The sequence below is a fragment of the Paractinoplanes deccanensis genome (assembly GCF_016862115.1).
Classification (GTDB): Bacteria; Actinomycetota; Actinomycetes; order Mycobacteriales; family Micromonosporaceae; genus Actinoplanes; species Actinoplanes deccanensis.
This window is the reverse complement of record NZ_BOMI01000212.1, coordinates 1-22,223: the sequence shown is the minus strand read 5'-3', so window position 1 is coordinate 22,223 and position 22,223 is coordinate 1. Positions and strand designations below refer to the sequence as shown.

11 protein-coding genes are annotated in these 22,223 nt (G+C 66.9%); all 11 read left to right on the top strand.

Annotated features, from left to right (window positions below):
* Positions 1–77 precede the first annotated feature (77 nt).
* A complete protein-coding gene (locus Ade02nite_RS48075; RefSeq protein WP_203778155.1) occupies positions 78–3,734 on the top strand; it encodes a DUF6079 family protein in 3,657 nt (1,218 codons plus the stop codon).
* Positions 3,731–6,481, top strand: a complete 2,751-nt coding sequence (gene pglZ / locus Ade02nite_RS48070) for a BREX-2 system phosphatase PglZ (protein WP_203778154.1) — start codon at positions 3,731–3,733, stop codon at positions 6,479–6,481. Before Ade02nite_RS48075 ends, pglZ begins: the two co-directional genes overlap by 4 nt.
* Positions 6,478–7,785, top strand: coding sequence for a BREX system ATP-binding protein BrxD (gene brxD / locus Ade02nite_RS48065; RefSeq protein ID WP_203778153.1), 1,308 nt, complete (start codon positions 6,478–6,480; stop codon positions 7,783–7,785). Before pglZ ends, brxD begins: the two co-directional genes overlap by 4 nt.
* A complete protein-coding gene (locus Ade02nite_RS48060) occupies positions 7,782–9,896 on the top strand; it encodes a DEAD/DEAH box helicase (protein WP_203778152.1) in 2,115 nt (704 codons plus the stop codon). Before brxD ends, Ade02nite_RS48060 begins: the two co-directional genes overlap by 4 nt.
* Before the next feature lie 160 nt (positions 9,897–10,056).
* Positions 10,057–10,716 (top strand): vWA domain-containing protein, encoded by a 660-nt coding sequence (locus Ade02nite_RS48055; RefSeq protein WP_203778151.1) that lies wholly within the window; start codon positions 10,057–10,059, stop codon positions 10,714–10,716.
* 75 nt (positions 10,717–10,791) lie between these two features.
* On the top strand, positions 10,792–12,144 hold the full coding sequence (locus tag Ade02nite_RS48050; RefSeq protein WP_203778150.1) for a protein kinase domain-containing protein: 1,353 nt from the start codon (positions 10,792–10,794) through the stop codon (positions 12,142–12,144).
* Positions 12,141–15,623: a DEAD/DEAH box helicase gene (locus Ade02nite_RS48045; protein ID WP_203778149.1), complete on the top strand. Its 3,483-nt coding sequence runs from the start codon at positions 12,141–12,143 to the stop codon at positions 15,621–15,623. The genes Ade02nite_RS48050 and Ade02nite_RS48045 overlap by 4 nt, the downstream gene beginning before the upstream one ends.
* Positions 15,604–17,181 carry a hypothetical protein gene (locus tag Ade02nite_RS48040; protein ID WP_203778148.1) on the top strand — a complete coding sequence of 526 codons (1,578 nt, stop codon included), beginning with the start codon at positions 15,604–15,606 and terminating at the stop codon, positions 17,179–17,181. The genes Ade02nite_RS48045 and Ade02nite_RS48040 overlap by 20 nt, the downstream gene beginning before the upstream one ends.
* Positions 17,181–19,490, top strand: coding sequence for an AAA family ATPase (locus Ade02nite_RS48035; protein WP_203778147.1), 2,310 nt, complete (start codon positions 17,181–17,183; stop codon positions 19,488–19,490). Before Ade02nite_RS48040 ends, Ade02nite_RS48035 begins: the two co-directional genes overlap by 1 nt.
* Positions 19,491–19,555: 65 nt before the next feature.
* Positions 19,556–21,523 (top strand): hypothetical protein, encoded by a 1,968-nt coding sequence (locus Ade02nite_RS48030; protein WP_203778146.1) that lies wholly within the window; start codon positions 19,556–19,558, stop codon positions 21,521–21,523.
* Positions 21,524–21,942: 419 nt separating this feature from the next.
* Positions 21,943–22,223: transposase (locus Ade02nite_RS48025; RefSeq protein ID WP_203778145.1), on the top strand; the 281-nt coding region annotated here is incomplete at its 3' end.

The following is a 22,223-nucleotide window of genomic DNA, read 5'->3' as shown; positions in this document are numbered from 1 at the left end:
GTACCCCGCTTCGCGACGTCATCCGCATCGACGAGCGTGCGGGCGCCGAGGATTACGTTCTGCGCCTGACCGATTCGGTGGGGCACAGCGCGGTTCAGCGCACGCTCGACGAGTACGTCGTCACCGATGCGCTGGTCGAGGCGTTCGACGCAGCCATGGGCCTGGTAGCCGAGGGCATCACCTCCGGGACGAGCCGTGGTTCGTTCCTGACCGGCTCGTTCGGATCCGGTAAGTCGCACTTCATGGCTGTGCTCCACGCTCTCCTCCAGCATGAGCCCGCGGCCCGGGACAAACCTGAGCTGCACTCGGTGGTGGCGCGGCATGACCCCGTGCTTGCCGATCGGAAGATCCTGCCGCTCGCGTTCCACATGCTTGGTGCGCGGACCATGGAGGAGGCGCTCTTTCAGGGGTACATCCGTCAGGTCGCCGAACGTCATCCGGGCGCGCCGCTTCCCGCCGTACACAAATCTGATGCTCTTCTCGACGACGCCGAGCGCTACCGGGAGCAGCTCGGTGACCAGCAGTTCTTCGCCGGCCTCAACGGCGATTCCCAGGGCGGCGGCGCGGCCGACCCGTGGGCGGCGGTGCTGGGTGCGGGGGAGTGGGATGCTCTCCGGTTCGCCGAGGCGCGGGCGGCATCGGCGGCGAGTCCGAGTCGGCAGAAGTTGGTATCGGCGCTCGTCGACACGTACTTCCGGTCGTACACGCAGCAGGCTGAGTACGTCGACCTGGACACCGGCCTGGCGGCGATCTCGACGCATGCCAAGAGTCTCGGGTACGACGCTGTAGTTCTGTTCCTCGACGAGCTGGTGCTGTGGCTTGCGTTCTCGGTGCAAGACCGCGAGTTTTTCCGCCGCGAGTCGCAGAAGCTCACCAAGCTGGTCGAGTCCTCGATCGGTGGGCGGCCCATTCCGCTGATCTCCTTCGTGGCCCGGCAGATGGATCTGCGCCGCTGGTTCGCGGACTCCGGGGCGAGCGGCGCCGAGCAGGACGCGTTGGACCGTGCCTTCCGGCACCAAGAGGGCCGGTTCGGCGTCATCCCGCTCGGCGACGACAACCTCCCGTACGTGGCGAATCGTCGTCTGCTGCAGCCGAAGGACGTGGCGGCGGCCGCAGTGCTGGAGGCTGCGTTCGGTGCGATCGACCGGCGGCCGGCCGTCTGGGACGTGCTGCTCGACGGGGTGAACACCGACGAGCGGCACCGCGGATCGGATGAGAAAGCGTTCCGGCTGACCTACCCGTTCTCGCCGGCGTTGGTGTCGACGCTGCGCAGCCTGGCCAGTGTCATGCAGCGGGAACGGACCGCGCTCAAGGTCATGCAGCAGATGCTGGTCGACCGTCGGGACACCCTGACCATCGACCAGATCATTCCGGTCGGTGATTCTTTCGATCTGATCGTGCAGGGGCAGACCGGCCAAGCGCTGGATGCCGAGGCGGCCGCCCTCTTCCGTTCGGCCAACAAGCTCTACACGGACAAGCTGCGGCCGTTGCTGCTCGGCATGCATGGCATCGACGAGCGGACGTTGCGGGAGGAGCCGGAAAAAAGTCCCCCGGGATTCCGTACGGATGATCGGTTGGCCAAGACCCTTCTGCTGTCGGCCGTCGCGCCGAAGGTGCCGGCTCTGATGGCGTTGACCGCGGCCCGGCTGGCGTCGCTGAATCACGGGTCGATCGTGTCGCCGCTGCCGGGCGGCGAAGCGCAGGTGGTGTTGTCCAAGGTGCGCACGTGGGCCCGGGACATCCCGGAGATTCACCTGGACGGCGACGACCGGAACCCGACGATCCGGGTGCAGCTGTCCGACGTCGACTACGAGTCGATCGTGGAGCGGGCCAAGGCGGAGGACAACGAGGGCCGACGACGTGAGCTGCTGAAGGACCTGGTCAGCGAGAGCCTCGGGGTCACGCTGGCGTCGCAGGACCTGCAGGGCGCCTACCCGTACGACTTCATCTGGCGCGGCTCGAAGCGCAAGGTCGATGTGCTCTTCGGCAACGTCCGCGATCGCAGCTGGCTGTCCGACGACCACTTCCGGGCGGCCCCGGACACGTGGCGCATCGTCGTCGACCACCCGTTCGACGACCCGGGTCACTCCACGGCCGAGGATCTGCAGCGGCTGGACGAGATGGTGGCCCGGGGCGTGCAGGAGCGCACGGTCGTGTGGTTGCCGCGATTCCTGTCTGAGGAAAAGATCCGCGAGCTGCGTCGGCTGGTCATCCTCAACTGGCTGCTCGACGGCAGCACCGAGCGCTGGCAGGGTCACGCCGACCACCTCAACGAGGCCGATCGTGCCCTGGCCCGGTCGATCCTGGAATCGCAGCGCAACACGCTGCGGCGCAGCCTCGAGGACGCCGTTCAACAGGCGTACGGCGCTGCTTCGCCGCGCCCGGGTGTCCTGCTGGAGGACGCGTCGCACGAGCGGACGCTGTTCTCGTTCGAGCGTCGTTTTGCCCCGGCCAATCCGGTCGGAGCCACCCTCGGTCAGGCTTTCGGGAACCTGCTCGATCAGGCGTTCAAAGCGATCTACCCCGCGCATCCGGTGTTCGAGCCGGGCGACGTCGAGGTCAGGGTACGCGACCTCAAGGCCGTCGCTCGCTACGTCGCGCTGACGGTCGCGGACAGCGAGAAGCGGGTGGAGCTCGAGGCCGACGCGGCGGTGGTGCGAAGGATCGCGGAGCCGCTCGGCGTCGGCAAGGCCACCGAGATGCACTACCTGCTGGGCGACGACCGGTTCACTCCGTGGGGCCAAGAGATCGAGCGCGCGCTCGGGCGCCGGGCGCTCGAGGAGGGCAAACCGGCCGACGGGCCGGTGACCGTGGCGGAACTGCGACGCTGGATCCGGGACGTCTCGCCCGCCCACGGCCTGCGCGACGAAGTGGCCGACCTGGTGATCATCGCCTGGGCGGCGCTGCGCCAGCGGGCATGGTTCCAGCAGGGGACCGCCCTGCCGGTCGTGCCGGAACCGGGTTCATTAAGCCCGGTGATGGAGCTGCGTACACAGGAACTCCCCTCCGCCGATGAATGGGAAGCGGCGCGAACCGTGGCCGGCGCGATGCTCGGCGTCACGGCCGCGACCTACCTGACCGCGCCCGCCGTGGCCGACTTCGTCGCTCAGGTCACCACCAAGGCGTCGGAACTGTCCAGGGCGGCGCCGGGCCTGGTCGCCGCGGTCGAGACCGCGTACCGCCGCTTGGAGATCGCCGACGGCAACCGGCTGCGGACCGCGAAGGCCAGTTCCGCATTGATCCAGCAACTGCGTCACCTCGACGGCCTCAAGCTGGTCCAGGCGCTGGCCAAGGCGAGCCTGGGGGATGCCACACCGGTCGCCGCGGGCAAGTCGCTGGCCTCGGCCGAGACGGTGGAGCGGGCGCTCACCGGCTTCCACTGGGACCGGCTGGAACCGCTGCGTGATGCGATGAAGGGTGAAGGAAGCCGCGCGACGGAGGCCGCCGCCATCGTCAACGAGTTGTGCTCGGCCCTGGAGCAGAACGAGCTGCCCGTCCCCATCACGCGAGCACTGGCCGCCTGCGAGAACGGGATTTTCACGTGGCTGGCCGCTGGCGCTCCGCCGGCTCCTACTCCATTGCCCCCGGCCCCGAAGCCGAAGCCCGGCATCAAGGAAGGGCACGCCAACCGGCCGCGAGGCGCCGAGAACAGCGGCGTCATCAAGCAGCTGAGCGCGTTTTTGGAGGAGAACCCCGACGCCGTCGTCGAGGTGACGTGGAGAGCGCTGCCGTGACCGTCGCCATGGCCGCAACGCAGGTGAGCACCTCGATGGTGCTCGCCATCGTGGACGAGGCCCGCGCCAAGAACTACCGCACCGGTGTCATTGGCATCCGTGGCATCCCCGACCGGGCGATCACCGCAGACCTGCCGCACCAGGGCCAGACGGTGCGGATCCGGGCCGCCGAGTCGGCGTTGGCCGCCCGGGAGTTGCTCGGAGACCACCGCGACGGTGACTGGCTCGTCATCGTCACCGATCGCGACGACGAGGACCTGGGCGCGGGTGTCCTCGCCCACTTCGTCTGGCAGCGGTTGCGCAGCCCGGACCCGTGGGAGGCGGTGCGGACCCGGTTCGCCGCTACCGGGATCGATCCGGCGTTGACCAGTCGTCCGAACAACCGCGAGCTGGCCACCGCCCTGGTCGCGGCCACTCCGGTGGCGGGATGGCCGGCCGCTCCGGCCGGGGTGCTGACCCGACATCACGCGCTCGGCGCCGTCGCCGCCATCCATCTCGGCTTCGATACGGACACCACCGACGTCCTCGGCGTCCTGCGCTGGTCGATCGCAGCTCAGAGCGTTGCCGCACTCGGCACTCTTCGCAGAAGCGTCGGTGACCTTCTTGCGGATACGACACTCGACTGGATTGCTCAGCGCGCGGGGTCCGCCGCCGGCCCGATCCGGGCGTTGCTCTCTCGGGGCGAACTATCCGATGTCGTACCGCTCGGTCTCGTCCTGCGGCTTCTGACCGCGGATGGATATGACGCGGCGACGGCACACCAGGCGCAACTTGCTCTCGTTCGCCTCGAACCGCGGTGGGGTGACTTCAAGCCTTCGCCTGTCGCGCTGGCCGCGCTCGGACAAGCAGCCGATTCCCTGCTGTCCGACCTGGTCCACGATCGGCGCGCCGACGACGATGTCGCGCGCTGCCTCGACCGGGCCGATGCGATCCTCACCAAGCTGCAGGCCGAACCGCTGGCCCGCTACTCCGAACTGCTGACCGGCGGCTTGCGGGCCCGTCTTGCAGCCCTTGCCGATGCTCTCCGGCGGGCAGTGTCTCCATCCGGACGGGTCGACAATCCAGAAGTGGTCGAGAGTGCGTGGGCGGCCGTCCGGTCCCATCGACTCGGCGCAACAACGCCGCTGCGGGTTCCCTTCGAGGCCGCGGTACGACTCGTCCGCTGGCTCTCCGACGCGAACGCGCTCGATGCCGGCCCGCTCGCCGTGCACGCGCGTGACTACCTCGACAACGCGGCATGGGCCGACGCAGCGATCAACGACGCGTTCGGTGGCATCGATGATCCCAGCCTGTCGACTGCCCTGCATGCCGTCGTCACGGCGGCTCAAACCCGTCGACGCGCGCAGGAACGGCACTTCGCACAGGCGCTGGCCTCGGCACCCGCACCTTCCGGTCGCGGGTTGCCATCCGCTGGGGGCATCCTCTGGTACCTGGAGCAGGTGCTGCCCGGCGCGGTCATGCCGCTCGCCCGCAAGGTTCCGGTGCTTCTGCTCGTCCTCGACGGCATGAGTGCCGCGGTTGCCACCGAGATCCTCGCCGACGCGACAGCGCGACTCGGCTGGCTTGAGGCGGTCCTGCCCGGAGCGGACAAGTTCCGCAGGGCGGGAGCGCTCGCCGTACTTCCATCGGTTACCGAGGTGAGCCGCGCGTCCCTACTCTCGGGCCGCCTCACAAGCGGGCAGCAGCCCGAGGAACGGCAGGGATACGCCGAGATCACCGCCAAGGTCGGGAAGATCTCTGCGCGGCTATTCCACAAGAAGGCCGTCGACACCACCGTGGCCGGCTGGTCAGTCAGCCCCGACGTGGGCGGTGCCATCGACGACCGCGACCTTTCACTGGTGACTGTCGTCCTCAACACGATCGACGATGCCCTCGAGCGCAGCGACCCGGCGGGCACGGTGTGGACCGCCGACGCCGTGAAACATCTCGAACCGCTGCTCGCCCGGGCTGCCGCTGCCGGGCGGACTGTCGTAGTGACCTCCGACCACGGTCACGTCGTCGAGCGACGGCAAGGCACGCAACGTCCGTACCCCCAGATTTCGAGTGCCCGCTCGCGTTCGGCCACCGCTCCCGTCGGGGACGACGAGGTCGAGGTCAGCGGCCCACGCGTGCTCACTGACGACCATCAAGCAGTCCTCGCCGTCGACGAAACCCTCCGGTACGGGCCGCTCAAGGCCGGCTATCACGGGGGAGCGAGCGCCGCCGAGGTAGTGGTCCCCATCGCCGTTCTCGTGCCAGACGAAGCCAGCAACCCGGCCGAGCTGGCGCTGTTGCCACCGCAGGAACCCACTTGGTGGCTAACGGCTGCCGCTAGCGCACCACCGGCGATGCCAACGGCGGGCCCGAAGCCCACAACGGCCAAGAGCCGTACCGACCGCCAGACGGGCCCCACGTTGTTCGACCTGAGCCCGGCGGTCACCGAGCAACCTGCCGTTACGGTCGGCCGCGCCGTCGTGACCAGCCCCGTGTACAAGGCGCAGCGCAAGATCACCGGCCGGCTCATCGTCACCGACGATCAGATCGTCGGCATCGTCGACGCGCTGGCGAACGCACCGGCCAACCGGCTGGCGCCCACCCCTGCGGCCCAAGCACTCGGCGTCGCCCAGACCAGGCTCCGGGGCGCCCTCACGCAAGCTCAGCAACTGCTCAACGTCGAGGGATACGCCGTACTGTCGGCCGAACCGGCCACCGGCACGGTGACACTCGACCTCAAACTGCTGACCGAGCAGTTCGAGGTGCATCCATGACGCCCGACGTCTCCCACCGGCGCCGCCGCGAGGTGATCAGCGCGCTGCGCCGCGGTACCGTACCCGAAAGCGGTCTCGATCTGCTCGCGGTCGGCCTCGATCGGTTTTCCCCCGCGATCGACGAAGAGCTCGACGCGGTCGCTTCCGGTGGCGCCGTGTTCAAAGCGGTGCGCGGCGAGTACGGCGCCGGAAAGACCTTCTTCACCCGGCATCTGGCCGAGCGGGCACTGCGTGCCGGGTTTGCCGCCGCGGAAGTGCAGATCTCCGAGACCCAGACGCCGCTGCACCGGCTCGAGACCGTATACCGGCGCGTGACGGAGTCCCTTCGGACCGCCTCGATGCCGCCGAGCGCGTTCCGGGGCGTTCTCGACTCATGGCTGTTCACTCTGGAATCCGACGCGCTCGACGCTGATCCGAACGCGGAGGCCGATGTCGGCGCGGCGGTGGATCGGCTCCTCGAACAGCGGCTTGCCCACGTCAGCAAACACTCGCCATTGTTTGCGCTCGCCTTGCGTGGCTACCGGGCCGCCTTGAGTTCGGGTGATGCCGCCGTCGCGGATGGCCTGGCTGCCTGGATGGCGGGGCAACCGCAGGTGGCGGCCTCGGCAAAGCGAGCCGCCGGCATTCGCGGGGAACTCGACCACTTCGGCGGCATGGCCTTCCTGCAAGGGCTGCTTACAGTCCTGCGCGACGCCGGTCACCCGGGCCTGGTGCTCGTGCTGGACGAGGTCGAGACCCTGCAACGCGTACGTGGTGACGTCCGTGACAAGGCCCTGAACGCGCTGCGGCAGCTGATCGACGAGGTGAACTCGGGCCGGTTCCCCGGGCTCTACCTCGTCATCACCGGCACGCCCGCGTTCTACGACGGACAGCAGGGCGTGCAGCGTCTGGCCCCGTTGGCGCAACGGCTCGCCGTCGACTTCGGCACCGATCCGAGGTTCGACAACCCCCGAGCCGTGCAGATCCGCCTTCCCGGGTTCACCCTCGAATCGCTAATCCAGTTGGGCACACGCGTCCGCGACCTTTACGCGGTCGGCTCCTCCGCGCCCGCCCGCGTCCAAGCAACGGTGGATGATGCGTACCTCGACCAGTTGGCTCGCGCTGTCGCGGGCGGCCTTGGTGGGAAAGTCGGCATCGTGCCTCGGCTGTACCTCAAGAAGCTCGTAGGCGATGTTCTGGACCGGGTCGATCAATTCCCCGATTTTGACCCGCGCCAGCACTACGCGCCGACCATGTCGGCAGCTGAGATGACCGACGTGGAACGCAACGCCGCAAGCGCCGACGACATCGCCCTCGACCTTTGAGCACCACCGATCTGCTGCACCCGGTGGTGCTGCACCACATCGTCAACACGCTGCAATGGCCGGGTCTGCGGCCCTTGCAGGAGGCTGCGGTGCAACCGCTGCTGGCGGGTAACGACGCCCTCCTGCTCGCTCCGACCGCCGGAGGCAAGACCGAAGCTGCCGCCTTTCCACTTCTGTCGAGGATGGCGGCCGAAGGTTGGTCCGGCACGTCGGTGCTGTACCTCTGTCCGCTCAAGGCATTGTTGAACAATCTGCTGCCGCGATTGGAGCGCTACGCGGACTGGCTGGGACGGCGGGCCGCGATCTGGCACGGCGACGTCACCTCGACGCGCCGGCGAGCCATCCTGGCGGGCCGCCCGGACGTGCTGCTGACCACGCCGGAATCACTCGAGTCGATGTTGGTCAGCCGCAACGTCGACCACCGGGCATTCTTCAGCGGACTACGGGCCGTTGTGGTCGACGAGGTACACGCGTTCGCGGGCGACGATCGCGGCTGGCATCTTCTCGCCGTGCTGGAACGCCTGACCCATCTGATCGGCCACCCCGTGCAGCGGATCGGGCTGTCGGCGACAGTGGGAAACCCGGATCGCCTGCTGACGTGGTTGCAAGGCGCCGGCGCCGGGACCCGATCCGGACACGTTATCGCGCCCGATGTACCAGTCCCCAGTGCCGCGGGCGCTCCGCCGCCGGGTGAGGTCGAGCTGGATTTCGTCGGCTCCCTACAAAATGCCGCCACGGTGCTCGCCGCTCTGCACGCCGGTGAGAAGAGGCTGGTCTTCTGCGAGTCGCGGCAGGCCGTCGAGGAACTCGGAAGTCTCCTGAGAAGCCACGGCATCACCACGTTCCTGTCACACGCATCGCTCTCCGCCGACGAGAGGCGGCGGTCGGAAGAGGCGTTCGCGGAGGCGCGTGACTGCGTCATCGTCTCGACCAGCACACTCGAGTTGGGCATCGACGTCGGTGACCTCGACCGGGTGATCCAGATCGACGCGCCTTCGACCGTGGCGTCCTTCTTGCAGCGAATTGGGCGTACGGGACGGCGGCCCGGCAGCATCCGCAACTGCCTCTTCCTCGCCCGTACCGGAGATGCCTTGCTGGAGGCCGCGGCTCTGCTGCTGCTCTGGGGTCGGGGGTGGGTCGAGCCGGTTATTGCTCCGCCTGAGCCGCGGCACATCGTCGCTCAGCAGCTGTTGGCGCTCTGTCTGCAGGAGCATCAGGTTGGAGATCGGACCTGGCCGCGGTGGTGGAACGGCCTCGACCCGTTCGGTCGTAGCGCCGACCCCATCATTCGTCACCTGGTTGATCAGGGCTATCTCGACCGCGACAGCGGCATGCTCCACATCGGTCCGGAAGCGGAGCGGCGTTTCGGGCACCGTCACTTCATGGGCATGACGGCGGTGTTCACCGGCGCCCCGGAATTCACCGTTCTGGTCGGCCGCGAGGATTTGGGCCGCATCGATCCAGCGCTGCTCACTGAGGAGGTGCAGGGGGATCGCCGGCTGCTCCTCAACGGGCGGAGCTGGCGAGTGACCTACATCGACTGGCGCCGCCGCCGCTGCTTCGTCGAACCCGCAGACGGCGGCGGAAAGGCCCGCTGGACGACCGGCGGGTGGGCCGGCCGCGGTTTCGAGTTGAGCCGGGCCGTGCGCGAGGTTCTCCTCGGGGCTGACCCGCCGGTCAACCTCACCCGCCGGGCGGTCGAGCGCCTCGCACAGGAACGGGAAGAGCGATCCTCGTTCGTTCATCCGGGAGGCAGTGTCATCGTCCGAGATCGGCATGGCGACGACCTGCGTTGGTGGACCTGGGCCGGTTTCCGTGCCAACGCCACGTTGGCTGCCACCATGGCAGAGGTCGTTGATCCGGTCCAACGCTTCGATGACAGTCAGATCCGCCTGCGGAAGGATCTCACTAGGGACGAGTGGATGGCGTTGGTGGCGGACGCTGATCAGCGGCTGTGCCTGCCCGAGGTGAACAAGAAGGCACTCGACGGGCTCAAGTTCAGCGAGGCGTTGCCCGAGCGGCTGGCGATGGCCACGTTGGCCAGCCGGCTGGCCGATCTGGCGGGCGCAGCCGACGTGCTGCGCGAACCGACACGCTTCATCCAGACCTAGCGGCCATATTCCTGGGCGCCGGGGTCTGGCCCGTCTTCCTGGAGCGGAGAGGCGAGCAGCTAAATGGATTTCCTCCGATCGCCTTATTGACTTGCTGGGTGCTGCCCCAGCATTCTGTAGTGCTCCGCCAGCATGAGTCCTATTTGATCTCGGAGGAATCGTGGACGGTTCGACGTCTGATCAGGCAATGTTCCAGCGGCCGCGGCCACTTCCGGTGCTGATTCTCGCGGATGTCAGCGGCAGCATGGCGAACGACGGCAAGATCGACGTACTGAACCGGAGTGTCGCGACGATGATTCGTGCCTTCGCCGACGAGGATTCCCTGCGGGGTGAGATCTGGGCGGGCGTGGTCACGTTCGGCGGAAGCGACGCGACGCTGCACCACCCCTTGGTGCCGGCCTCCGACGTGCGCTGGGATGACATGCGGGCATCTGGCCGGACGCCGCTCGGTGCTGCGTTGGACCTGGTCACGGGGCTTCTAGTGGACGAATCGGTCGTGCCGCGTCGCGCTTTCCGGCCGACGGTGGTTCTCGTCTCCGACGGCGTGCCGACGGATGAGTGGCGGGCCGCGCTGAGTCGGCTCCTCACCTCGGATAAAGGTGGCCGAGCGCTACGGCTCGCGGTCGGCGTAGGACAAGACATGGACGCCGAGGCGTTTGATGTTCTCGAACAGTTCATCGCCAATCCGCAGGTCAAAGTCGGCCGGGCCGAGGATGTCCACGAACTGCCGCGCTATTTCGACTGGGTGACGGCCACGGTTACCACTCAGGTACGCAGCGGGCGCGTGACGAATGACGATCTGCTCGACTTCATGAACTGATGAACCGCTGTTGGGGAGTTGCGAACTGTGCGGGCAGACCGGCCTATCTGGAACACTGCTGGACTCCAGGTCGTCGTGCGTACCGAGGACGACCAGGCGATTGAGCTGACTCGCCGGATCGGAGCCGGGGGACAAGGCGAGGTGTGGGAGGCCGGTGGCGGGCGATTAGCCGTCAAGCTCCTGCACAGCCGCGACCAGAGAGCGGCTGAGCGATTGGCGGCCCAGCTGCGCACTCTGCGCTTGCTCGACCTGGGCGACCTACCGATCGCCCGGCCGCTGGCACTGCTGAGTCCTCCCCATCTCGGATACACCATGGTCATGCTGGCCGACATGGTGGCGCTCCGGCAATTGTTCGCGCCGACCGGGCGTACTGCATTGGTGCCCTGGTATACGGAGACAGGTGGGTTGCGGCGCCGGCTGCGGCTGCTCGGCCGGACCGCGTCCGCCCTGGCCGGGTTGCACGGCCGGGGGCTGTGCTACGGCGATCCGTCACCGGTCAACGTGATGGTCTCCGAACCTTTGGACCACGAGCAGGTGTATCTGATTGATGTGGACAACGTGGCGGTCATGTCCGAGGTGCGAGGCAACGCCTACGCCACGCGCGGGTACTCGGCGCCGGAAGTTCTGGCCGGCAGACTGGGCGTGTCGAGTCTGAGTGACGCCTATGCCTTCGCGGTCATGGCTTTCGAGTTGCTGACGGTCGTCCACCCGTTTATCGGCGACAAGGTCTACGACGGTGAACCTGACCTGGAGGACAAAGCGTTCGCGGGCGAGCTGCCGTGGATCGAGCACAGCACTCAGCCGAGCAACCGCTCCAGATTCGGACTGGCCCGAGACGTGGTCCTGACCCCGGGCCTGAGGACGCTCGCAGCGCGCGCTTTTGAGGCCGGGGTAGCCGAACCCACCGCGCGTCCGACGGTCGCTGAATGGCGCACAAAGCTCTACGAAGCAGCCGATCTGACCCTTGCATGTCCTGAGTGCCACGGCACCTACTTCGGCTCCAGGGCGACCTGCCCGTGGTGTGGTGTAGCGCCACCGCCGGCACTTTTCGCTCAACTGCTGACTCAGGTCGGTCTCGAAGCAGGCAAACCGATGTTCGCGGAGACCAGGCGGGCTCTGTTGGTGCAGAGGCAGGTCGTCACGCCGGTCTCGGCCCGGACGGCCGTGGCTGCCGTGGACGAGTTGGAGCAATCGGTTGTCGATCTTTGGTACGACCACAACGACCGGCTCACGGTGACCAACCGCTGGGATCGTCCCGTCTGGCTGGTCGGTGTCGGCGGTGGTCCGCGGATGGCGATTGCCGTGGGACACGACGCCACCATTCCGATGTTCAATCGTCGATCGGGCTGGGAGCTGCATTTCGGCCCGGCCCATGAGCCCCACCGGGTTCTGCGGTTCAGCCGACTCGTCCGGAAGGACAACCGATGAACGGGCCGACCGCCAGTGGCGGTAACCAGCGCGGCGCCCGCCCGCGGCAGCCGCGCCGCAGATCGGATGACAGCGGCGACGGAGGGCAGACTTCGCGGCCGAGGCAGCGGCAGCTCGATCCGCTACCCGGAGCTGCGACGTTCGTCTCGCTGTCTTGGGAGTTGCGTACCGATCCGCCGGAGGTGCGGATCGACGAGACCGAAGCGATCCTGACCCGAAGCGCCAGCGGACCAGAGGCGGTGATCGAGATAGGTGAGGCCCGTGGTCCGGCCAGCGGGCTCACCGAGGATGACGAGCAGACGCTACAGCGCCTGCTGTCCCACACCCAAGAGCGGGTGGCGGTTGTTCTGTACCTCGATCTCGACACCAGCAATTCGCGCTGGCCGCGGCTCGACCTCAACGTCTACACCTACGAGGTCGGACCCAGCGGTTCGTCTATCGCCATCGGCGTTGGGGACAAGGAACTCGCCAGTGTCCGCCGGGCGGCGGGGGATCGGCATGGCCGCCGGTCGCCGGATTGGGCGCTGAACTGGCTCACCGAAAGGCTTGTTATGCCGCCTCTGCCGGGCTCGCCGCCGGGTAGCCCGCAGCGACTCGTCATCTCGGCCGGCCCTCGGGCGAGTTCACAGGAACCGGTGGCATTCCGGGTGCACGGACGTGGCGTGGCCGCCGACGTCAGCACGGCGACGGGCCGGACGATGCTCAGCCGCGTGGTACTGCGCGCGTACGACGCCGCTCAAGGGCCGCTGAAGCTGATTCACCGCCCTGTCACCTTCACCGATGAGACGCAAGCCACGCAACTGCGGGAGGAGATGAGGCAGCATCTTGCCCGGCTCGCCTCGGGCGAGGGCTTCTTGGCCATGTGGAACTCGTACAACCGCAAGGAAAGCTGGTGGACGCATCGCACCGTCCGCGACGCCGGATACCTAACCTATGACAAGGTCCATCCTCGGGCCGACGGCGTCATGCGCTTCTTCGTTGCGGTCCCGTCCGGCGGCAGAGTCTCCCTCCTCGACCGAGTGGCGTCGGATGATGCGCCCGAACTCGAGGCGGCAGCGGCTTTGCCTGGCGCGTTGCTGCACGAGGCGATAGCCGACGACCAGTCTTGGGGACTGCTCGACTACGCACTCGACAAAGACGCAGTGGCCGGTGAGGTGGTCGCCGTGAACCTCGAGACGTCGACGATCGATATGCGGATGTTCGACCGTCGCGGGTCTGGACCGGGAAAGGTGGCAGTCCGGCCACCCGCGACAGGCTTCCTGTACCTGTCTTTCCGCGGCGATCGGCGCCGGCTGCTTCGGCGCCGGGAGGCATTCGACCGCATTCTGCACGGTCAGACCCGGATCCCTCGTCTTCTCGCCTTGTTGGAAGGGCAGCCGGTGCCCGCGCCGCTGACCCACAAGCGCATCGAGCCCGAGTCGGTCGCCGCCTGGGAGTGCTTCAACGGAGGGCAGCCGACTCCACGGCAGCGCCGGGCACTGGACGTCGCGCTCAACACACCGGACATCGCGATCATTCAAGGCCCGCCGGGCACCGGCAAGACACAGGTCATCGCAGCTCTCCAGCAGCGGCTCGCGGAGTCCGGCCGTGAGTACGCGCGGTTGCGGGGGTCGATGTTGCTGACGAGTTATCAGCACGCCGCGGTGGATGAGCTGGTCGACCGTTCGGTGGTCTTCGGACTGCCGGCGAACAAGGTCGACCGGACCGGTCGTGGCACTACCGTTCAGATCGACCGCTGGCAGGAGGAGACGGCAACGCGGCTCGACGAGCGTCTTGCCCAGAACAGCACGGGTCCCGCCACGATTGCACTCCGTCGCGCCACTGCGGCAGCTGCTGGTTACCTGCTGGCGCCGACGGACAACGCCGGAACCGTTGAGATGCTGCGCGACCTGTTGACCGTCGCTGAGGCATTCCTGCCGGGCCGCCTGGCCGATCGGATCCGCGACCGATTGGCGGCGCCCGCAATGCGACCCTCGCCTGCATCCGGGTCCGAGCTCGAACAGCTGACGATTCGGGCCGTACGAGGAATCCCGTACGTCCAGGAATCGTTCGAGGACGGTGGCCAGTCGCGGGTCGCCAAAGCACTGCGTCGCTTGCTCGCGCTGGACGACATGCAGGTGCCGCCGTCGACGCTGGAACTGTTGAGACGTGCGGCCGACTGGAACGAGCCGGGGTCACCACCCTTTCTGGCCGAGCTGGCCGAGGCTCGACGGGAATTGCTTGAATTGCTCAGCCGCCCGGACGGTCCCGCGCTCCTCCCCACTGTCGACCCTGATCTGCGAGCGATTCTCGAGGAGGTCGTCGACGCCCTTGCCGATCGCGTGAGCCGGACGCCCGGCGACGGTGTTGCCCTCGCCTTGCTGGAATATCGGGAAGCGATCGACGGCGATCCGGGCGCTGTGCAATGGACGCTTCGCGAGTACACGGCCTCCTACGCGGCGACCTGTCAGCAGGTCGCGTCGCCGACAATGGCCGACGCGAAAGGAGAGTCACGGGTCGACGAGGTTGTTTTCGACACCGTGATCGTCGACGAGGCGGCTCGCGCCAATCCGCTCGACCTCATGATTCCGCTGATCCATGCCAGCCGCCGTATCGTGTTCGTCGGCGATCACAATCAGCTCCCGCAGATGCTCGAACCCGACGTGGAACGCGAGTTCGAACCGGATATGCGCGGGTTGTTGTCGGAGAGCCTGTTCGAGCGCCTGTTCACGAGCCTGGACCGCCCGGGCGTGCCCGTACCTCGTGTCGTGACTCTGGATACCCAGTTCCGCATGCATCGGATCTTGGGCGAGTTCGTAAGCCGCAACTTCTATGAAGGCGGCCTGAGCTCAGCCCGGCCCGACACGGCCTTCACTCACGGTATCGAGCGGTATGACAACGCTGTCGCTGCTTGGCTCGATGTCCCGCCGCAGGTTGGCCAGGAGGTGGGCGACCGGAGCAAGGCACGTCCGGCCGAGGCATCCGTGCTTGCGGCGGAAGTGGACCGGCTCCTGGAGGAGGCGCCGTATCTGACCGTGGGGGTCATCGCGTTCTACAGCGCCCAGGTCGAGGAGATCCGACGCCAACTCGCCGCACGCAAGCTTCTGGTGGCCAACGGCAGCACGTTTGAGCTGGTCGACCGGTTGCGGTACGACAGCGCCGGGCGCCGCATGGACAGGCTGGCAGTCGGCACTGTGGACGCGTTCCAGGGCCGGGAATTCGATGTCGTCCTGCTGTCCACTACTCGATGCCGACCTCGATCGGAGACGGCCCCGGCGGCCGACGACGGGCGCTATCGGCGCTGGGTGGCTCGGCGCTACGGCCACTTGACCTTACGGAACCGATTGTGTGTGGCGATGAGCCGGCAGAAGCGCCTGCTCATCACGGTCGGTGCGGCGGCGATGTTCAGGGCCGGCCAAGCGCCGTCGGCCGTGGCCCCGTTGACCGACTTTCTCGACATGTGCGAGAGGGGTGGGCCGCATGGACTCTTCCAGCCCTGATTGGTCGCGTGCTCGCATATTGCGGTACGATCTGCGATCGCCGTCCCACAATTCCCGTCTGTGCCTGCTCTGGCCTGCCTGGGCTTACCGCGTCACGGCGCCGGTTCTGGAGCAACGCGGCCTTGATCTCTTCCAGCGGGTCACCCTCGCCCTCTGCCAGGCGGGTATTCGGCAACCGGACCGCATCGGCGAGCTGGTCGGACTGAAAGCGACGCTGTGCGCGCACATTCTCGATCGTGCTGTCTCGGACGGGAACCTGACCCGTCGTCACGACTTGACCGAGAAGGGTCAGCAAGCGCTCCGGACCGGAACGTCGGTGCAGTCGGCCGAGTGGCAGGTCTGCTATGTCTTCATGGATCCTTTCACCGGCGACCTCTGGCCACGTACGGTAGATCAGCTGCGCGAGGCATACGTCCTGCGTAACGACCCAGGTGGTGCCGAGCTTCAGCTCGGCACGCCCGGCCGGTCCGACCGGACTGATGCCCGCCGGATCTTGCCGCCGGACCGCCCGCCGCAACGGCCCACGGCGGCCCGTGTGGTCGAGGCGGCCAGCGCCGACCGTGTCGCTCGGCGGGTCAGCCGGGTGCGTGACTATGAGCGAGAGGTCGGACTGGCGCCGGCCGCCGTGCCGGCAGGGCTGGTGGAGAACGGCGCAGGCACCATCGCCGACCACTTTCCCGAGCTGAGCCGGGTCGCTTTCCTGTCGGAGCCCGAGGCCGTCTTTCTGCTCGGATTCCTGCAGGTTGTCGGTGAGGACAGCGAGACCGTGGATGCGTTGATCGCTCACGATCCGTTCGGACTAGGGACGAGCGATCTGTTCCATTCCCTGGTGTATCGGTTCGGACGGGAGGACGGCGCGCTCGACGAGGAGATCAAGGGGCGGATCTCCGCCCAGCTGGCCGGTGCCCGTGATCGGTACCGGCAGGCCGACATGGAGCTGCGCGGTGTGTTGGAACGCCGGCTCGCGGACGAGTTCGGACCCGAGATCCGCGGCGACCGGGATGCCTTCGGGCTGATGCTCGAGCTGGATCTCGCGATGCAGTCCCCGGAGCGTGACGAGGCCATCGAGCGGGTCGCGCACACCGCACTCCGCCTGTACGAGATCCTCCTGCGCCGGATGCTCGTCCTATTTCCGCTGCATCCAGACACCCTGCAGAGTTTTGCGGGTGCCGCTCCGCTGATGCGCCGCGCGATGCTGGAGAAGGCCGCCCAAGGCCTTGGCTTCCATAGTGTGGCTTCGCTCTATGTCGAAGTGGACAAGCGGGAACTGCAGAAAGCGAATGGAAATCCGAGTAAGAGCTTCGTGAAGGCTATGTTGCCGCTGTCCGTACTTGCCGCGGCCGGTCAGAACAGCCATCCGCTTCGCGAATTGGCAGCGACGGAGCCCGACTTGCCGGTCACCCTGAGGACCCTGAACGACTTGCGTAATCGGGCGGCGCACGCCGGGCGGGATGCGACGAATCCGCACGACACGGCCTGGTGCCGGGAGGCTGCGGCCGGAGCCGTTCGCGGCCTGCTGCTGACACCCGAAACACCTACCGAAAGGACCCCGGTCTGATGGCGCGCGGCAAGCCCAAGAGGCAGACGAACCAGAGGCGGTCCGCTACGCCGCCGAGACAACCGCGGGCCAAGACTGACCAGCTGGCAGCCGAGCAGGTAGCAGCCCTCTTCGCGGACGCCCAGGCGGAGCTTGGCCCGGACGACGTGTCGGACTCGACAGTGGTCGATTCTGAGCCAGACCCGATTGAGCTGGCCGAGCAGTTGCGGCAGGCCGTCGCTGTTCGCAGGGCATATCAGGAGGCGTCGGCGCGTCTGAGGCGGCGTGAAACGGAGCTCGAAGAGCGTGCGGCGAAGGTGGACGAGAGCACCCTCAAGCTCGGCGAATGGGAGGCTCGTCTGGTCAACGACAGGGCGGCGTTGGCCTCCCGCATCGAAGCCATCGACGAGCGTGATCGCAGACTGCTGGAGGACGAGAACGCTCTTCGGGCGCGGCAGGAACGGGACAAGGAGGAGTTGATCGCGGACGCGCGGGCCGAGCTGTCCGCGGCCCGGAGTCGCTTTGACGCCGCGCGGCGGGAACTCGACGACGAGCTGACCCGGCAGAGGGAGCGGCTGCAGGAGGAACTGGCTCGTGAGCGCGCCGCGCTGGATGAGGACCGAGCGGCTGTACGAGCGGAGCGGCAGCGGCTGCGCAGATGGGAAGGCGAACTCCAGATCCGGGAGGAAGACCTTCAGGACGTGAGGGAGCTATACGACGACAGGACCAAACTGGCCGTCACCGCAGCTACCGAGGACATGAGGCTGCAAGCGGATCACCTCCGCCGGTTGTACGAGGCAGCTCGCGACGATGCCGAGCGGCAGGGCCGGCAGATTGCCGAGTTCGAGCGGCTGCGGCGGGCGATGGACGACCGTGACCCGGACGAGGTACGCGACGAGATCGACCGGCTTCGGGCCGACAGCGCGGAGCTCAAGCGGCTGCGGTTGACCGCCCCGGCGGAGAAGGAGCTGCAGCTCAGCGCGCTCGAGGAGGAAGCCCGTCGGCTTCGTGACCGTTGTGTCGTCTATGCGGCGGACAACGAACGGTTGCAGCGCCAGCTCTCCGCACACCAGATCACAGCGACAGCACTGGAACGGATGGCCGTCGGCAAGGAGGCATTGGAGGCGGAAGTCCGCGCGTATCGCGACATGATCGAGGAAGAGGAACGAAAGTGGCAGGGGCTGGTGGCGCGGCGTGAAGGTACCTCACCGCTGCCGATGTGCACCGAGATGGATGCCATCCATGCGGATCGGCCATCCGACCTGGCGGAAGATGTGCCGCCCCTGCCCGAGCTGGTCAGCCGAGTTCGCGCCCTCATCCGGCAGCAACATCACCTCTTCTACGAGGAGGTTGACCTGCGCTCATTTCTGGCCGGCCTGGCTACCAGCCAGCTTCATCTGCTGCAAGGAATCAGCGGCATCGGCAAGACTCAGTTGCCGCAGCGTTTTGCGGAAGCCATCGGCGCCGGGTCGGCAGTGGTGTCGGTGGGAGCGGATTGGCGTACACCGCAGGACTTGATGGGCTATTACAACGCCTTCGAGCGCCGCTTCTACGAATCCGAGTTCACGAAAGCGCTGTATCGTGCCCAATGCCCAGCCTTTGCCGACCAGCCTTACTTCATTGTGCTGGACGAGATGAATCTCTCGCATCCCGAGCAGTACTTCAATGACGTGCTCTCCGCGCTGGAACGTGATGTGAACAGGACTGCCACACCAGATCTCGTGCTGATGAGCGCGGCCGTGTCGCCTTCGCCGAGGTTGCTTCGTGAGGGCAGGCTGCTGCCGGTGCCACGGTCGGCGTTCTTCGTCGGTACGGCCAACCACGACGAAACCACAGTGTCCTTCGCTGACAAGACCTACGATCGTGCCCACGTCATCGAGCTGCCGACCAGTCCGCACCCGTTCGACGTCCCGCCGCAGGAGCCACTCCCCCCTCTGAGTTTCCAGGCATTGACCCACGCCTTCAATGCGGCAGAAGCCAAGCACCGGGATGCGGCGGCCGATGCGCGAACGTTTCTGACCAACCAGCTGGCCGGCAGGCTGGCCGATGACTTCCGCATTTCGTGGGGAAGCCGCTTGAACAAGCACATCGCGCGGTATGTACCCGTGGTGGTTGCGGCGGGCGGAACGGTTGGCGAGGCGACCGATCATCTGATCGCGACCAAGATTCTGCGCAAGCTGCACGGCCGGTACGAAATCCGGGCCGATGAGCTCAAGAAGTTGCGGGACGATCTCGAATCGCGCTGGTCGAGGCTGCCGGGTAGCGACATGCCGCCCATGCGCTCCCGCTCTGTCATCGAGGCACTCATCCGAGACCTGGGTCAGGCGTAGTGCCCACGGACCTTGTCGTTGACCGGATCACGGACCGCTTGGTACCGGTCGACGAGGTATTGCCCATGCTCGGGCGCTATGTCGCCCCGGATCGATCTGGCCGTAAGTTCACAGACCTTGACGGCATTGTGCCGGACATAGTCACCAGGGAAGCGGTCGTCGCTATCGGTGAACGCGTCGCGGACCTTGCCGCCCGCGGCGCACCCTTGAGCGAGCTGATCGACGTATCACCCTTGGTCGACGACCAGGCAGCCTGGGGAACGTTGCGGCAGCAGCCGCTCGAAGCGGCGATCGAAGAGCATCTGCCGTATCTGCGAGCAGTCTGTTTCCGGCCGGCGGCCCGGCTGCGCTCCACCAATCGCCTGGTGCCGGTGGCACGGATGCGCACCGTTACGCCGCCCTCGATCGTCCGGCTCGCCGCGCACAGCGAGGACTGGGCGGCGCTGCGTCCGGACGGTGTCCGCCCGGACCGGATGCTGAGCCCTGAGCGCGAGGTGGAGGTCGACTTGTATGAGAATCGGCTCGCCGCTCGTTTGGTCGACGAGTCGTCACGCTATCTTGCCGGGCGTGCGGCTCAGATCCGTGGCATAGAAAGCATGTTCAGCGGTATCGAGCACTACATCGACGACATCGCCGGACGGCATTGGAAGTCCGGTTTGCGGCTGTGGAGCCTGGTCGGAGAGCTCTTCGACCGAGAGGATTGGCAGGAGCTGGCGCGATTGCGCTTGGCCGAGGTGGAACTATTGCGTACGGCTGTCATGGCGCTGCGGTCCTCGCCGGTCTGGGCAGGTGTCAATCGGCGGGCCGCACTGGGAAGCGCGCTGCGCTCGACCAATCTCCTGGCCAGTGAGGATCGTTACCGACATGTGGCCGAGTTGTGGCGGGAGCTGGTGACCTCGCGCGGTGCCGACCAATCGGCAAACGCGTTGATGAAGCAGGCCGAGCGCTGGGTCGCTGGGTTTGACGGATTCTGTTGGGTCTTGGTTGTCCGGGCATTCGACGAGCTGGGCGCCGTAGCGGTGACTCCGGTGCGAGTAGGTGAGCCCGTCACCTATTCGATCGGCGGGACCACCATGACGCTGCGGCCGAGTACCGGGTCGGGAGTTCTGCTCCTCGAACAGGACTCAGCGCCGGTGATGCGCATCGTTGCACTTCCGCACGCGTTGAGCGCGTCCGGCAACGCCGACACGGTGTCAACCCAGTTGGACGCTCTCATTGCCGCGGCGCCCGAGCTGCCCACGCTGGTGTTGTACCCCGGTACTCAGGAGGAGCGCCAGAAGCTGCCTGAGGCCGTTCGACTGAGGACGTACGAGTCACCTGGCACCCCCGCGCCGCAGCACCGTGACTTGATGCTGTGGCCCATGCCGGTGTCTCCACTGGAGATCGACAGCGTGATCCGGCTCGCTCGCACGGTGCGCTGGCTGGTCGAGCAGCCACGTCTGACCAGCTATCCACACACGGTGCCATGCGGCGCGGCGTTAGCTGCCGAACTGGCCGCCAAATGGGACTGGCTGGTCCGCGTACCCGCCGGCGTCGCGGTGATCCGTATCCCGGCGCCTCACGAGCGGGCCGCCGCCGAAACCTTCGTGTGGGCGAATCGGCACGAGACTGCGCGGTTCCGCGGGCGCGGCAGCAATGTGGCCGAGATGGAAACGCTTTGGCAGGGCATCGAGCGTGCAGTCGCCGACACATTGGATCTGACTCGCTGCCCACGGTGCGGCTCATCACCCGCGCGACCGGAAAGGGCATTGGAACCTCGCGGTGGCAGCGGTTTCCGGGCTACGTGCGGAGATTGTGATGCCGCGTGGGAAAGTCGCTCCTGCGCATCGTGCCGTCGAACCTACCCAGTCCTGGTAACGGCTGGGCCGATGATCGAGTTCCCAGACGGCGATCGGATCGACCGCCGCTACGGTATTGACCTGCTCGCTGCTCCATGCGCGACGCGGGATCGGATATTCATATGTCCGTGGTGTACAAGCTGCGGCAACGAAACGGCTTCGCCGAACTGCGTCCGGTGCACGGCTACGGTGTGAGCGCTTTGACGGGCATTTATGGGACTTTCGTCGTCGGCGGTGCCGCGATGGCGTTCGCCTATGATGCCAATCGGGTAACAAGAGGTGACGAGGCTGCTTTCGTTACTCATGGCACGGTTCTGAGAAGCCCTCAACGTGGCAGGAGTGATGACCTCGCTGCCTTGGTGGCTTAAGGTGGCCACGAGGTCTCCGGTATGAAGTTCCAGCTTGGTCGCTGAACCATTTACCGGAGACCTCGTCAGTTATCGATCACCGCCACACCGTGACCTTCACCGGCCCCACGACTTCTGAAACACGCCTTAGTCGAGGTTAGCGGACGCAACTACGGCCTGCCTCAGCAATCGTGGGCAGCGACGTCCTCTGGGCCTACCCCGTTTTGACGGACATCCGAGATCAGGGGACTTGGGGTCTCCGGGAGGATGTCCATCATCATGGAGAACATGGGCAAGAAGCGGGCACGGCCTCGTCGGTCTTTCACGCCGGAATTCAAGGCCGAGATCGTCGAGTTGTGTCAGCGTGGTGACCGCACGGTCGGGCAGGTCGCGAAGGATTTCGATCTGACCGAGACCGCGGTGCGGCAGTGGGTCAAGCAGGCCGAACTCGACACCGGCACCCGCACCGACGGGCTGACCTCGGACGAGCGTGCCGAGCTCGCGCAACTGCGTCGGGAGAATCGCCGGTTGCGTGAGGACGTCGACAT